This is a genomic window from Ruegeria sp. AE4 (genome assembly GCF_056542185.1).
The window spans coordinates 1-14,695 of the sequence record NZ_JBQFZK010000026.1; the positions used below are offsets into that span (position 1 = coordinate 1).

At 58.8% G+C, this 14,695-nt stretch carries 15 protein-coding genes; 4 read left to right on the plus strand and 11 right to left on the minus strand.

Translation table 11 applies throughout. The features are described 5' to 3' along the window. Positions 1 to 139: 139 nt before the first annotated feature. Positions 140 to 502, plus strand: coding sequence for a cupin domain-containing protein (locus ACR0EK_RS19255; protein WP_480968046.1), 363 nt, complete (start codon positions 140 to 142; stop codon positions 500 to 502). A gap of 32 nt (positions 503 to 534) precedes the next feature. Here the strand turns inward: ACR0EK_RS19255 and ACR0EK_RS19260 are convergent, their stop codons facing one another. From ACR0EK_RS19260 to ACR0EK_RS19285, 6 genes are all read right to left on the minus strand, one after another. Beyond that, on the minus strand, positions 535 to 1,467 hold the full coding sequence (locus ACR0EK_RS19260) for a hypothetical protein (protein ID WP_480968047.1): 933 nt from the start codon (positions 1,465 to 1,467) through the stop codon (positions 535 to 537). Positions 1,468 to 1,474: 7 nt separating this feature from the next. Next, positions 1,475 to 2,788, minus strand: coding sequence for a TRAP transporter large permease (locus tag ACR0EK_RS19265; protein ID WP_480489259.1), 1,314 nt, complete (start codon positions 2,786 to 2,788; stop codon positions 1,475 to 1,477). Positions 2,789 to 2,792: 4 nt separating this feature from the next. Continuing rightward, on the minus strand, positions 2,793 to 3,326 hold the full coding sequence (locus tag ACR0EK_RS19270) for a TRAP transporter small permease (protein WP_209508234.1): 534 nt from the start codon (positions 3,324 to 3,326) through the stop codon (positions 2,793 to 2,795). Between the two features lie 70 nt (positions 3,327 to 3,396). Then, on the minus strand, positions 3,397 to 4,374 hold the full coding sequence (locus ACR0EK_RS19275) for a TRAP transporter substrate-binding protein (RefSeq protein ID WP_480968048.1): 978 nt from the start codon (positions 4,372 to 4,374) through the stop codon (positions 3,397 to 3,399). Positions 4,375 to 4,428: 54 nt separating this feature from the next. Next, positions 4,429 to 5,679: an NAD(P)/FAD-dependent oxidoreductase gene (locus ACR0EK_RS19280; protein ID WP_480901059.1), complete on the minus strand. Its 1,251-nt coding sequence runs from the start codon at positions 5,677 to 5,679 to the stop codon at positions 4,429 to 4,431. After that, on the minus strand, positions 5,676 to 6,809 hold the full coding sequence (locus ACR0EK_RS19285) for an enolase C-terminal domain-like protein (RefSeq protein ID WP_480901060.1): 1,134 nt from the start codon (positions 6,807 to 6,809) through the stop codon (positions 5,676 to 5,678). Before ACR0EK_RS19285 ends, ACR0EK_RS19280 begins: the two co-directional genes overlap by 4 nt. 97 nt (positions 6,810 to 6,906) lie before the next feature. Here ACR0EK_RS19285 and ACR0EK_RS19290 point away from each other — a divergent pair, with 97 nt between their 5' ends. Then, positions 6,907 to 7,827 carry a LysR family transcriptional regulator gene (locus tag ACR0EK_RS19290; RefSeq protein WP_480901072.1) on the plus strand — a complete coding sequence of 307 codons (921 nt, stop codon included), beginning with the start codon at positions 6,907 to 6,909 and terminating at the stop codon, positions 7,825 to 7,827. Here the strand turns inward: ACR0EK_RS19290 and ACR0EK_RS19295 are convergent. Then, positions 7,788 to 9,482 carry a thiamine pyrophosphate-binding protein gene (locus tag ACR0EK_RS19295; protein ID WP_480901062.1) on the minus strand — a complete coding sequence of 565 codons (1,695 nt, stop codon included), beginning with the start codon at positions 9,480 to 9,482 and terminating at the stop codon, positions 7,788 to 7,790. The two genes, ACR0EK_RS19290 and ACR0EK_RS19295, sit on opposite strands and share 40 nt — an antisense overlap. Before the next feature lie 111 nt (positions 9,483 to 9,593). On the opposite strand from ACR0EK_RS19295, the gene ACR0EK_RS19300 reads away from it, so the two are divergent. Next, the gene (locus ACR0EK_RS19300; RefSeq protein WP_267365469.1) at positions 9,594 to 10,298 is read left to right on the plus strand and encodes a GntR family transcriptional regulator; all 705 of its coding nucleotides are present in this window, start codon (positions 9,594 to 9,596) and stop codon (positions 10,296 to 10,298) included. After that, positions 10,295 to 11,005 carry an aspartate/glutamate racemase family protein gene (locus ACR0EK_RS19305; protein WP_480901063.1) on the plus strand — a complete coding sequence of 237 codons (711 nt, stop codon included), beginning with the start codon at positions 10,295 to 10,297 and terminating at the stop codon, positions 11,003 to 11,005. The genes ACR0EK_RS19300 and ACR0EK_RS19305 overlap by 4 nt, the downstream gene beginning before the upstream one ends. A gap of 40 nt (positions 11,006 to 11,045) precedes the next feature. On the opposite strand, the gene ACR0EK_RS19310 is transcribed toward ACR0EK_RS19305, so the two are convergent. From ACR0EK_RS19310 to ACR0EK_RS19325, 4 genes are all read right to left on the minus strand, one after another. Continuing rightward, positions 11,046 to 11,681: a nucleoside/nucleotide kinase family protein gene (locus ACR0EK_RS19310; protein ID WP_480968049.1), complete on the minus strand. Its 636-nt coding sequence runs from the start codon at positions 11,679 to 11,681 to the stop codon at positions 11,046 to 11,048. Continuing rightward, positions 11,678 to 12,454, minus strand: coding sequence for an ATP-binding cassette domain-containing protein (locus ACR0EK_RS19315; RefSeq protein WP_480968050.1), 777 nt, complete (start codon positions 12,452 to 12,454; stop codon positions 11,678 to 11,680). The genes ACR0EK_RS19310 and ACR0EK_RS19315 overlap by 4 nt, the downstream gene beginning before the upstream one ends. Continuing rightward, complete coding sequence (locus tag ACR0EK_RS19320) at positions 12,454 to 13,527, minus strand: ABC transporter permease (protein WP_480489245.1); 1,074 nt, start codon at positions 13,525 to 13,527, stop codon at positions 12,454 to 12,456. The genes ACR0EK_RS19315 and ACR0EK_RS19320 overlap by 1 nt, the downstream gene beginning before the upstream one ends. A gap of 107 nt (positions 13,528 to 13,634) precedes the next feature. Further along, entirely contained in the window at positions 13,635 to 14,654 is a 1,020-nt protein-coding gene (locus tag ACR0EK_RS19325; protein WP_480489243.1) for a substrate-binding domain-containing protein, read from the minus strand. Between the last annotated feature and the right edge of the window lie 41 nt (positions 14,655 to 14,695).

A 14,695-nucleotide genomic window follows, 5' to 3' on the forward strand; every position in this document is an offset into this window, starting at 1 on the left:
CGGCAAAACGCTCCGGCCACCCGTCCCATAATCGCCCTCAGCGAAGGCAACGACCCCCGCATCACAAAAGGGGCCATCAACGCGCAGAGGGAGGGTCGTGCTGTTTTGAAACACACGCTCAGCAGGAGGGTATGATGTCATGACATCTCAGGTTCTCAATCTCTTCGGTGCGCCCGCAACACGCAGCGAACGGCGCCTGGCCGATCTTCCGGGCCGCGTTGTCGACGGCGACCCGCATCACCAGATCGGGATGCATTTTACCAGTCCGGACGGCAAATTGTCGGCGGGCACATGGACCTCGACGCCCGGAAAATGGCATGCGTTCACGGATAAGGACGAATATTGCTATATTGTCAAAGGCCATTGCGCTTTGATCCACGAAGACGGTACCCGACAGGATTTTCGCGACGGGGCAAGTTTTCTGATCCCGAACGGGTTTCGCGGCTATTGGGAAGTCATTGAGGAAACGACGAAGCACTTTGTGATCCGGGATTGCACGTAAGACCCGCAAGGTGCTTCGAAGTGCAGATGCCATTACGAGGGGTAGTTGTTCTTGCCATAAAGGCGCCGCATGATCATGGGCGTCAGGTACATCGGGATCTGATACGCGCCGATGAAGGCCATGATCGGGGCGGTGACATCGGGTGGCAGGGCGACAAAGAATATGGCGATGTTCCGGTTTCCCGCGATGATCGATATCGCGGTCGATTTGTCTGCGGGCAGCCGGTTTCGGCTCAGGTGAAATGCAACGGCTTGTGCCCCGAAATTGACCAGACAGGCGAGCGCGATCCAGAAGGCTGCAATGGCGGGATTGTTCAGGGCCGTGGCACTGACCGAAGGCATCAGCCCGATGACAAACACAGCCAAGGTAAGTGCCGCCAAGCCTTCCAAATTCAGTAGCGTCGCGGGTGAGGGTGTGCGCAGAACTGTGCGCCGGGTGATAATGGCAGCCCCGGTTGCAAGTACGATGGTCAGCAGCAATTGCAACCCGGCCAGCAATACAGATTTAATATCCCCCAGTTCGGGCATGAGCAGAAATACGGGCAATGCGGTCAGCGGCAACAGCGCCGTACCCACAACCATCAGCCGCATCGCGTGTTCAGGCGGATGGCCCATCATCAGGCACATATTGGGACTGCCTGAAATGGACGGGGCCGCCGCCATGATCAGCAGGGACAAAAGGACAGGCGTTCCAGTCCATCCCCCCGCGAACCCGATGGCCAGCACGATCAGCGGCATCACGAATTGAAACCCGATGACTGTGAATGCAACCTTCTGCAGATCATTCAGCGACCCGAGAATGGTTTCCGGGTTCATCCTGAGGACGGTAACAAACAGCAATAACACGACCAGTGGCGGCAGCAGGTTTCGCATCGGCTCGGCCAGGGACGGCAGCAGAAGCCCAGCCGCCAGCCCGGCGATCAGAACATGAGGGCCATGGCGCGCCACCAGATGAAGCGGGTTCAAGGCCGTTCTACCCGCCCGGGCTTTGGCGCAGATTTTCCGGCAGCCATGTCGCCAGATCCGGGAACCAGATGAGGATGAAAACCATCAAAACCATGATCAGGAACATCGGGATCGCGGCGCGTGCGATATAGCTCATCTCGTGGTTTGTCATGCCCTGCATCACGAACAGGTTGAACCCGATTGGCGGTGTGATTTGCGCCATCTCGACAACAACCACGATGAAGATGCCGAACCAGATCAGGTCGATCCCGGCGTCACGGATCATCGGTTCAACCACGGCCATGGTGAGCACGACCGAGGATATCCCGTCCAGAAAACATCCCAGAATGATGTAGAAAACCAGCAACACCATCAGCAGCTCGAACCGAGTCAGGTCCCATCCTGCGATCAGGTCGGCCAGTCCGCGCGGCAGGCCGGTGAACCCCATCGACAGCGACAAAAAGGCCGCCCCCGCAAGGATCAGGGCGATCATCGCGCTGGTGCGCGTGGCCCCCATCAGGCTTTCGGTAAAGGTCTTCCAAGTCAGCGACCCTTGACCGGCGGCCAGCAAAAGCCCCCCGATCACGCCGAAAGCCGCGGCTTCGGTCGCGGTGGCATAGCCCAGATACATCGAGCCGATGACAACTGTGATCAGCAGGATCACAGGCAGCAGAAAGCGTGAGTTTTTGACTTTCTCGGAAAAGCTCAGCTTGCTTTCGTCATTCGGGTTCCAGTCCTTTCCCAGCTTGGAATACAGCGCGACATAGCCCATGAACATCGCCGCAAGAACAAGACCGGGGAGGATACCGGCAAAGAACAGCTTGGTGATCGATTCATTGATCGTCACCCCGTACACAATCAGGGTCAGCGAGGGCGGGATCATCAGCCCCAACGTCGCGGCACCGGTCAACGTGCCGATGATCATCCGTTCGGGGTAATTGCGTTTGCGCAACTCGGGGATCGACATCTTTCCGACGGTCGTCAGGGTTGCCGCCGATGACCCCGAGACAGCGGCAAAGACAGTACATCCAACGATATTCGTATGCACCAGACCACCGGGCAGGGGGGCCATCCAGGGCGACAGTCCCTTGAACATGTCCTCGGACAATCGCGTTCGGTACAGGATCTCGCCCATCCAGATGAACATCGGCAGGGCGGTCAGGGTCCACGAGGACGATGCCGACCAGATGGTCGTGATCATCACGTCACCCACGGGGCGTGTCGTGAACAGCTCCATCCCGACCCAGGCAACCCCCATCAGGGCCAGTCCGACCCACACGCCGGTGCCCAACAGGGTAAAAAGCACAAAGAGGAAGAGGATGATAACAGCCAGGTTTTCCATGCGCTTACTCTCCGTGACTCTGATCGGCCAGATCGCGGATGATGCGATGTTCACCGCGGAACAGGACATGGATCAGATGATCAGTCAGGGCGATGGCAAGGATCACAGCACCGATCAGCATCGCCGATTGAGGGATCCAAAGGGCGGTTCTATCCTGCCCCTGACTGACATCGTTGAATTTCCAGCTCCAGTAGACAAAGCGATAGGCATACCAGCAGAAATACCACATGACAGCAGTGCCGATGGCAAAACACCATACTTCAAGAACGCGCCGCACCCCGTCCGGCACCGCGTTCAGCAGGATCGATACACGGATATGGCTGCCCCGGTTCAGCGCGTTGGCAAACGCCAGAAAAGAGGCGGCAGCCATCGCATAACCGGCATAATCCGGTGCGCCGGGAAACACTTCGCCGGTCCAGCGGGCCAGCATCTGCACCACGATCAGCAGCAATATGGCGATCAGGCTGAGCGCCGCCAGAACCCCTGCCGCCAGATAAATGAAATCCAATACGGACCGAAGCCCTCGCAAAACCGCCATGCCGTCCCCGCTGTGTTCTGATTGGATTTGAAACGGGCGGCAGGATATGCCGCCGCCCGTCCGGTAAGGATCACTGAGACGCGTGGAACGCGTCGACGATGGCCTTGCCTTGGTCCCCGGCGGCCTCCAGCCATTCATTGGTCATGGTCACACCGATTTCTTTCAATTCCTTCACCATCTGATCCGATGCCGGGCCAACGGTCATGCCGCCATCCCGCAGGCCTTGCAAGGTAAAGCCGGTGTATTCCTTGGCACGCCAGTTCCCGGCATATTCCGCCAGCTCAGCACAGCCTTTGATGACGTTCTTGTTGGCATCGGATACACCAGACCAGACGTCGGAATTGACCATCACATAGTTGCGCGGCAGCCAGGCGTCGACCTCGTAGAAATAGTTCAGGCTTTCCCAAACCTTGCGGTCATATCCGGTTGATCCCGACGATATCATCGAATCCGCGACCCCGGTTGCAAAAGCCTGGCTGATTTCAGCCGCTTCGATGGTGACCGGCAGCATCCCGGTCAACTCGGCCAGCCGCGAAGTGGCGTTGTTGTACGAGCGGAATTTTATGCCTTTCATCTCAGCGACCGAGTTCACCTCGTTTTTGAAATACAGACCCTGCGGCGGCCACGGCACTGCATAAAGCAGGGTCAGGTTTTGTTCCTCCAGCACCCGTTCGATCGAAGGTTTGGCCGCTTCCCAAAGCTTGGCACTGTCGTCGAATGAAGTTGCTAGAAACGGGATTGAATCAAACCCGAACAATGCGTTTTCGTTCTGATGCCCGGATAGCAGCCGTTCACCGATCGGGGCTTGCCCTGTCTGGATCGCGCGTTTGATGTCGGCGCCCTTGAACAGCGAGCCGGACGGGTGCGTGACGATTTCAATCTCACCACCAGTGCCGGTGGTGACGCATTTGGCAAATTCCGCGCCCGTGGCCGAGTGGAAGTTTGACGCCGCATAGGCCATCGGCATGTCCCATTTTTCGGCCATGGCGGGTGCAGCGGCGGCGGCAGTCAGCGCAGTCGCCGCCAGTAGGTTTGTCAGTTTCTTCATCATTCTTCTCCCAGTTGAATTTGGAAACACCGGCGTTTTTCACCGGTTTGTTTGTTATTTTTCGTATCGCGACGGCGCGTAGACGCTCATGTCGACATTTGGCGTTCTGCCCGCAATCATCTGCGCCAGAAGGCGCCCGGTTTTTGGCCCGCCTGTCAGGCCGATATGGTGATGCCCAAAGCCCATGTAGGCCCCTTTGATACCGGGCACATCGCCAATGACCGGGATCGAGTCAGCCGGGGCGGGCCTGTGCCCCATCCATTCCACTTCCTCCTTCCATGTCACGCCCGGGAACGCCGCCCGGGCATTTTTGCGCATCAACTCGAACGGTGCGCGCGAGGGCGGCGCATCCAGCCCTCCGAACTCGACAATGCCCGCCAAGCGTATGCGCCCATCCATCGGTGTCGCAACGAACTTGCCCGAGACAACCATAACCGGGCTGCGCGGCATCGCGGAAGGCTCTACCAATTCAAGATGATAACCACGTTCGCTTTCAAGAGGAACAGAAACTCCCAAGCGCTTTGCCAATGGGCCCGACCAGATCCCGGCCGTCACGACGGCTGCGTCACAAGCAATTGTCTCGCCACCGGCCCGAACACCGGTGACACGTCCGTTTTCCCGAACCACATCTTCGACATTTGCGCGTATGAAGCGACCTCCGTTCGCCTCAACATGCGCGGCAAGGTCTTTCACGTACCGGCCGGGGTCGGTGATATGGCCATGATCCGAAAGCCGGGCGGCAAATCCGATGCCCTGACTGTAAACCGGGTCATATTCATGGAAGGCGTGACCTTCCAATTCGTCCCACCGAAACCCGTTCCTGCGCCGGATCTCCCAACCAAAGGCATCTTCCTCAAAATGTGCGCGATCCCTGTAAAGAAACAGGTAATCTGACGGAACCAGCCACTTTTCCGCCCCCGTTCCGGCCGCCAGCGCCTTGTGGTCATTCAGACTGTCGCCAACGATGGATGTCAGTGCAGCGGCGATCCTCTCGACGTCGGCGGCGTTTGCATGGCGGAGGTATTTCCAGAGCCACGGCAGAAGCTTTGGCAAATACCCCCATTTCAGAAACAACGGTTGCGAGGGGCTCAGCAGCATCTTCGGTGCTTTTCCCAATAATCCGGGGACTGTTACCGGTACGATAGAACACGAGGCCAAAACCCCGCCATTCCCGTGCGAGGTACCTTCGGCAGGGCCTGCCTTGTCGATCAGGATCACATTGTGACCATCCCGTTGCAACCAAACCGCAGTCGAAACGCCGACAATTCCGGCCCCTATGATGGCTATGGTTTTCTTTTCCGTCATTCTGTCACCGCCTTGGCAACCGCATAATGATTCAGTTTGGTCAGATCGGGTCTGCCGCCAAGTCCGGGGCCTTGAGGCACGCAAACCTGACCGTCCTTGACCTGAAATGGCTGCTCCAGAATGTCCTCTTTCAGGAAATAGGACGCCTGATAAAACTCACAGCCCAGAGAGATTTCCGGTGTCGCGGCAATCATGTGCGTGCCCGCCAAATGGGCCAGGCCAGCCTCGAACATGTCGCCACCATAGGCCGTCAGACCATGGGCCGCAGCGATGCGCGCAACTGTCTGCCCGCGGGTCGGGCCGCCTGACTTCATGATCTTCACCGAAACCCCGTCGCAGATCCCTTCGCGGGCTGCGCGCTCCATGTCTTCGGGGCCAAAGACGCTTTCGTCGGCCAGAAGGGGAACATCAGTCATCTGCCGCAGCTTTGCCATCATGCCAAACTGATGGGCGCGGACAGGTTGTTCAATGAAATCCGGTTTGAACTGAGCGACGTCCCGCACCTGCGATGGCGCATCATCAATGCTGAGCCCTTGATTATAGTCCACGCGGACCGAGAGCTCCGGGTAGTTCTGGGCAAGGTACTCCAGCCGCATGATGTCGAAGGCGTGATCCTTGAACCCGGTCTTGAGTTTGACAATCCGAACACCATCCTCACGCAGGCGTGCCAACAATTCGATGTCCTGGGCAAAGTCGGGGTTTGCGATGGAACAACTCAGCGGAATGCTGTCGCGGAAGCGACCACCCAACAAGGACCAGACCGGAACACCGCTGATCCGGCCTGCCAAATCCAACAGCGCGGTTTCCAGCGCCGCCTTGGCTTCGGTGCAATGTGCCACGGCGTAAGCCGCACGTGCCATGATTGCGGCCCGATCCCAAACGCATGCCCCAAGAACGTGAGGGCGCAGATAACGGTCCAGCGCCGCAAAACTCGCTTCGGGTGTTCCGGTGAATACCGACCAGGGCGACGCCTCGCCATACCCTTGGGTGCCATCCTCGGATGTCAGGCGCAGGATGACGACTTCGCAAACGCCTTCAACCGATCCGATGCCGTGATCCCGGCGGGATGTGACCGGCAGTTCAAGATGCCACAGGTCATAACCGATGATTTTCTGTGCCAGATTGCTCATTTCGCCCCCTGTCGATGGGGAAAGCCTGCCTTGACCGGACTATCATTTCAAATACTATATTTTCGTAAGTTCATCAGAAAAAGTGATGAGATTATCGTTGTCCCTGCGCTTTCGCCAACTTCAGGCTTTTCATGCCATAATGGAAACCGGAACTGTGACCGGCGCGGCCTCGGTTCTTGGGATATCGCAACCCGGCATCAGCAACCTTCTGGCACAGCTTGAACGCGAAGCGCGTCTGCCTCTGTTCGAACGGACAAAAGGCCGATTGCTGCCAACACCTGAGGCCGAGATGCTATTTCGTGAGGTCGACACGGTCGTGCGTGGGCTGGACCACGTGGCGCAGGCCGTAACCGATCTGCAGAACAAACATCCCGGACAGTTGCAGGTTGCCGCGCCGCACCTGTTGTCCTTTGGTTTTATGCCCCGCGAGATCGCGCGGTTTGCCAAAACGCGCCCGAACCTGTCTGTCAGCTTTCAGTCGCAATATTCGTCCAAGATTCAGGAATGGGTCATCTCGGGCCTGTTTGAAATCGGTATCGTCGAGATGCCCATTCTGCATGACACACTGAACTATCAGGAGTTTCAGTTTGAAACGCTCGCGACTTTTCCTGAGGGCAGTCCCTTGGCCGAGCACGACGTACTGACGCCAGAGATTTTGGAAAACGAACCCTTCATCGTGATGGGGCCGGAACACCAGACCCATCGCCGGACTCGCGACATCTTTCAGGCATCCGGCCACACATGGCGTACCCAGATACACACCCATCTGTCCGAAAACCTTCTGAGTTTTGTCAAACAGGGTATGGGGGTCGCGATGATCGACCCCTTTACCGTCACCTTCGATGGCGAGAGCGGGTACCTGACCCGCCCATTTGCGCCGCCAGTCATGCTGGATCTTGCGATCATCACGGCAAAGGGACGCCCTTTGTCCACGATTGCGCAGGAATTTCTGGCCCAGTTGACCCCGTCAATTGCCGCTTACGCGACCCATTCCGAGACCGGCGCGGCGGCTTCGTGAAGCGGTTGTGAATGAATGTCGACAAGTGTTGGGCCGTCATGCTCGATCGCCTGTTTCAGCACACGCGTCAGATCCTCTGGGTCTTTGACGGTCCAGGATTTGACGCCAAAGGCGGCCGCAACAGCGGCGTGGTCCGTCCGGTTGAAATCAACATTGTAATAGCGCTGACCAAATCCCGCATTCTGGCCAGCCTTGATCCATCCGAAGACCGAGTTCGAGAAGACGATCGAAGTGATTGGCATATTGTGCCGGACTATCGTTTCAAATTCGCCGCAGGTGAACCCGAACGAGCCATCGCCCATGACCGACAGGGTTTTGACCGATGGCCGCCCGACATGTGCCCCCATGGCCGCGCCCAGCGAATACCCTAGCGCCCCATGTGCCCGGTTTGTGATAAATTGGCGCCCCGGTTTCCGCCAGCGGTAATATGCGCTGAAATAGGGGCAGGGGGTGCCGGGGTCAGCGACCACAATCGAGTCGTCATCCAGAATGTCCATCAAGGACGCCATGACAGCCTCGGGCCGGATCGGCGTCTCGCGACTTGCGGCCAGCGGGGCGAACGCGGTCCTCTTGGCCTCCCAAGCGGCGCGGGCTTTGGCTGCTCCGCCTTGGCTGGTCAGGTCCTGCCGGTTTTCCAGTGCCAGCGCCAAAGCCTCCAGCGCCAGACGGGCATCAGCGCAGATAGCCACTTCGGTCTGGTAATTGGCGCCGATCACCATCGGATCGCTGTCGATATGGATGATCGTGGTGCTGCGCCCGGGGCTTCGCCACCGTTCCGTTGTGACCGAACCGGCGCGGCAGCCAATGAACAAAACGACATCGGCCTGATCCACGACTGCGCGGGTTGCCGGGATGCCCCCGTTCGACCCGACAACGCCCAGGGCAAGCGGGTCGGTCTCGGCAATGGACCCCTGACCCGACACGGTCGTGGCCACGGGCATGTCCAGCAGGCCTGCAACCCGGCGCAGCGCATCGGTCGCCCGGGACAAAACCGGCCCGCCACCACAGACCGCAACCGCGGATTTGGCCCCTGCAAGAATGGCAGCCGCTGCTTCGATGGCGTCCGGGTCAGGTGCGGCCCGTTCAGCGGGATAGCTGCGGTGCCTGTCATCCGCCCAGATTTCAGCCTCGTCTACCTGCCCCTTCTGCGTGTCAAACGGCAGCGCCAGATGCGTCGCACCGGGCGTGCCGGTCGTCATCGCCCTGAAGGCGGCCCGAACCATGGCCGGAAGCCGCGCTGCGTCGTCGAGGGATGTGTTCCATTTGGCCAGAGGCCGGAACAGCGCAGGCTGATCCAGTTCGGTCAACGGGTATTTACCGCGGCTGGTCGTCGCCACATCCGACGTGATTGCCAATATCGGAACCGAGCTTTCGTTGGCCTCGACCACTCCGGGCAAGATATAGGTCGCACCACCGCCGGACGGGCCCTCGCACACGCCGGGCTTGCCGGTGACGCGGGCATAGCCATCCGCCATATAGGCCGCGTGCCTCTCGTCCCGTGTCAGGATGTGCTGAATGCCGTGATCCATCCGGGCAAGGGCATCATAAAAGGGTAAAGTGGTATCGCCGCACAGGCCAAACATATGCGTCACACCATGCGCTTCAAGCATACGCACCATAGCTTCGGCTCCGGTCAGAAAATTTGTCCCTGTCATGGTTGCGAGTCCCTTGTGTCAAACCTGTGCTCAGGACTGTATACAGTTTTGTATATTGATTTCAAGCTCAACGTGTGGCACCTGTGATTCAAACGAAGAAGGGCAGGGGTAATGGCTGGTCCGCGCGTCGATGATATCTATGATCAGGTCAAGGCGATGGCGGTTTCGTTTCGCCTGCGCCCCGGCGACCGCCTGAACGAAGTGGCGTTGTCCAGGGATCTGGGCGTCAGCCGCACCCCGCTGCGCGAGGCGTTGAACCGTCTGGTTGCCGAACGGCTTTTCGACTTCCGCCCCGGACAAGGCTTTTTCTGCCGCCCGCTGGACGCGCAAAGCGTGTTCGACCTGTTCGAACTGCGCCAGATCATCGAAACAGCGGCGGCGCGTGCGGCCTGTGCCAAGGCATCGGACGAAGACCTGCAGCTGTTGCGGGACGAGCTTTACGCAACGGGCATCGACATCACCGGTCTGACTGTCGAAGAAGCCGTCAACCGGGATGAGGCGTTTCATTTGGGTATCGCGAAGCTGTCGGGGAATATGGAACTGTTGCAAACCCTGACGCGGATCAACGACCGTATCCGCTATATCCGTTGGATTTCCATGAGCCTGGACCGCGTGCAACGCTCAAAGGACGAACACAAACGCGTCATGCAGGCTTTGATGGACCGGAACGCGGATGAGGCGGCACGGGTTCTGGCTGCACATATCTCCAAGCGTATGGATCAGGTGCAGGATGCCGTGCGTCACGGGATTTCGAACATCTACATGGAAGGGTCGGACGATATTTCGACCCGTATCATCGAGGAGGTTGAGGGATGATCGCGCAGGGCGGAAAATCCATCTACGGTGCGTCTGTCGGCATTCTGATGCTGGATGCCCGCTTTCCCCGCATTCCCGGCGATATGGGCAACGCGCAGACCTGGCCCTTTGCGGTTCACTACCGCATTGTGCGTGATGCCTCGCCGGATCGGGTGGTACGGCACAAAGCCGAAGGCATGCTCGACGTGTTCATCGACGCGGCGCAGGAGCTTGTCAAAGATGGTGTGGACGGGATTACCACCAATTGCGGGTTTCTGTCGCTGTTCCAAAAAGAGCTGGCCCAGGCGGTCCCGGTTCCGGTGGCCACATCGTCCCTGATGCAGGTTGAAATGGTCAACCGCATCCTGCCGGCGGGAAAACGCGCCGGGGTTCTGACCATATCAGCCTCCACTCTGACCCAAGATCACTTGCTGGCCGCCAATGTTCCATTGGACACGCCTATCGGCACAACCGAAGGCGGGGCGGAGTTCACCCGCGCAATCCTTGGAAATGAGCTTGGTCTTGATGTGGAAAAGGCCCGCAAAGACAATGTCGAAGCCGCAATGGCCCTGACATCGGAACACACCGATCTTGGCGCGATCGTGCTGGAATGCACGAATATGTGCCCCTACGCGCCCGATATTCAGCGCGCCACAGGGCTGCCCGTGTTTTCTATCGTGTCTTTCGTGAAGTGGTTTCAGGCCGGTCTTGTTCCGCCCACCTACTAGACAGGTGACACGGGCGCTCTGACTGACCTGCCCTAAGATGTCACAGGTTCAGGTCGCCTTGTACCGAGTTCCGGATCACCCGCTCGGCATTCGGAATGTCGTTTGAAAGCGCCCGCTCTCTTGCGGCCTGTTTGTCCAGCCCAAACCCAACCCAACGGTCGGTGAGCCGGGTTTCCAGTGTTGCAAGATCGACGCCCAGAAACACCTTGAGCGCCCATAGGGAGTGAAGGCCCGACCAGCCCGGTTCATCCAGCAAAAGGTAATTGCCTTCAACCAGAACGACCCGCTGATCAGGCGAGATCATTGATCGGGCAGCGATTGCCAGATCAAGCTTTCGGTCGAAGCCCGGAATTGCAACTTCATCTTCGGTGCGCAAACGCACAAGCAAGGCACGAAACCCGGCAAGATCGAAGGTTTCCGGCGCGCCCTTGCGCGGGAAAAGCCCACGTTCTTTCAGGATCGCGTTGTCAAAGTGAAAACCGTCCATTGGCACAAGCCCTGCTGACACACCGCGCCGGTTCAGCTTGGCTGTGGCAAGGCTGGCAACGGTGCTTTTCCCGGATCCGGGCGGGCCGGCAATCGCGACAAGTTGCCGGTGTCGGGCCGGCGGCAGCGCCTCAACGGCGTCGACGATGCTGTCGGCCAGAACGTCAGGGGCGGTGCCGCCACCGGTCATGCAGCCTGATCCTCGGGCGGTGCGTCCTTGGCCCCGGTCATGAATGCTACGGCGTCGGACATCGAATAGTCCTTGGGGTTAATCACACACAGGCGTTTTCCCAGCCTGTGCACGTGAATCCGGTCTGCGACTTCGAAAACATGAGGCATGTTGTGGCTGATCAGGATGATCGGAATGCCGCGTGATTTCACATCCTGGATCAGTTCAAGGACCCTGCGGCTTTCCTTTACGCCCAGTGCTGCTGTCGGTTCGTCCAGAATGATGACCTTGGACCCGAACGCCGCCGCGCGTGCCACGGCAACGCCCTGACGTTGTCCACCCGACAGGGTTTCGACGGCCTGATTGATATTCTGGATCGTCATCAGACCCAATTCGCTCAGCTTTTCGCGGGCGAATTTTTCCATTGCCGGGCGGTCCAGCATTCGAAGCCATGATCCCAATGGCCCCTTTCGCCGAATTTCCCGCCCCATGAACATGTTGTCCGCAATCGACAGGGCAGGGGACATGGCAAGCGTCTGGTACACGGTTTCAATACCGGCTTCACGCGCGTCGATCGGGGAATGGAAATTCACCTTCTGACCTTCCAGCCAGACCTCGCCTTCGTCCGGCGCCACCGCGCCCGACACCGCCTTGATCAGCGTCGATTTGCCCGCGCCATTGTCGCCGATCACGGCCAGAATCTCACCCGGCATCAGGTCAAAATCGCAGTGATCCAGCGCAGTCACCTTGCCATAGCGTTTCACAAGGTTCCGTCCTTTGAGAATGGGTTCCATCAGGCTGCCACCTTTCTGATCCACTGGTCGACCGCGACCGCTGCGATGATAAGGATGCCGATCAGCAGGAACGTCCATTGTGCATCTGCGCCCAGCAACCGCAGCCCAAGCGTAAAGACACCCACGATCAGGGCACCGAACAGGGACCCCAGAATAGACCCGCGACCGCCAAACAGCGATATCCCTCCGATCACGACCGCCGTGATGCTTTCGATATTGGCCAGCTGGCCCGAGGTTGGCGAAACCGACCCGATCCGGCCAATCAGGGCCCAGCCCGCAAAGGCGCAGATCAGCCCGGACAGCATGTACACGGATATCAGCGTGCGGTGCACGTTGACACCAGACAGTTCTGCCGCTTCGGGGTCATCCCCGACGGCATAGACATGCCTGCCCCAGGCCGTGTGCCGCAACGCGTATGCAAGGACGAGGATCAGCGCCAGCATGAAGACAACACCAACGGTAAACACCGCCCCGCCCAGGTTAAACTTGGCACCAAACAGTTGCAGGATGGCGGCGTGTTCCTCGATCTCCTGCGACCGGATCGTTTCGTTTTGTGAATAAAGAAAATTCGCCGCAAGAACGATCTGCCACATGCCAAGGGTGACGATGAAAGGCGGCAGCTTGATGCGACTGACCAGAAACCCGTTCAAGGCCCCGATTGCCGAGCCAACAGCAAGGCCGCACACAATCGCAACCGAAGGCGGCATTCCATAACGGAAAGTGAATTGCCCCATCACAACCGACGACATCACCATGATGGCCCCAACACTCAGGTCGATGCCTGCGGTCAGGATCACAAGGCTCTGCGCCGCGGCCACGATCCCGACGATCTGAACCTGTTGCAGGATCAATGTCAGCGCAAAGGGCGAAAAGAACTTGGGGCCCAGCAAGACACCAAAGATGACGATTGCAGCGACAAGGACGATCAGCGGGACCAGCGACGGGTTCACATGCAGAAAATGCTGAACCGTTCCGACAAATCCGCGTTGGTGATCGTCAAATTCGGCAACTTGCTCTGGGCTGCCCTTTGCGGCGGTTTCGAAATCGTCGGCTTGTCGTGAAGAATCGGACATGGAACTTCCCCCAAAGCGTCAGGTTTATGACGACTTTAGCAAGGTTTCGGGCGTGTGGGTGGTTTTGATAAGTGGAAGGCCGCGCAGCGGCCTTCCACACGTTCAGCTTAACCCCAGCAGAGGTCCATGCCTTCCTGAACCGAGATGGACTCGACGCCGTCGGCGGCCTTATCCGTCACAAGCGCCACGCCAGTGTCAAAAAAGTCCTTACCGGGTGTGTTCTCGGGTTTCGTCCCTTCGTCCGCCCATTTCTTGACAGCCTCAACGCCCAGCGATGCCATCAGCAGCGGGTATTGCTGGGATGTTGCGCCGATGACCCCGTCCGCCACGTTCTGCACGCCGGGGCAGCCGCCATCGACGGAAACGATCAGCACGTCATTTTCGCGCCCGATAGCCTTGAGCGCCTCGTAAGCGCCCGCTGCCGCCGGTTCGTTGATGGTATGCACCACATTGATCATCGGGTCTTTGGCCAGCAGGTTCTCCATCGCGCGGCGGCCGCCTTCTTCGTTGCCAGCGGTGACATCGCTGCCAACAAGACGCGGGTCGTCTTCATCGCCAATCACGTTCGGATCGGCCAGATCAACACCGAACCCCTGCAGGAACCCCTGATTGCGAAGCACATCCACAGTGGGCTGGCTGACCGCAAGGTCCAACGTGGCGATTTTGGCGTCGTTTGCCGCATCTCCCAGAGTGGCTTTTGCCCATTGTCCGATCAGAAGCCCCGCAAGGAAATTGTCGGTGGCAAAGGTCGCGTCGGCCGAGTCGATAGGCTCAAGCGGGGTGTCCAGCGCAATCACCAGCAGCCCGGCATCGCGGGCCTGCTGCACCGCCGGAACGATAGACGACGTATCTGACGCGGTCAGCAGGATACCCTTTGCGCCATCCAGTATGCAGGTTTCGATGGCCTGAACCTGAGTTTCGTGGTCGCCGTCGACTTTGCCGGCAAAGGCCTTCAGCGTCATGCCAAGCTCTTCGGCTTTGGCTGTCGCGCCCTCTCTCATTTTGACAAAGAAAGGGTTGGTATCCGTCTTGGTGATCAGGCAAACGGTTTCACCTTCGGCCATTGCACTGCTTGCCATGGCCGTAACCGCCAGCGCCGTAGCGCCTGCAAGTTTCGCAAGTTTCATCGGTAGTCCTCCCAGTTTTCCCAATGCCCGTCAGGGCATAC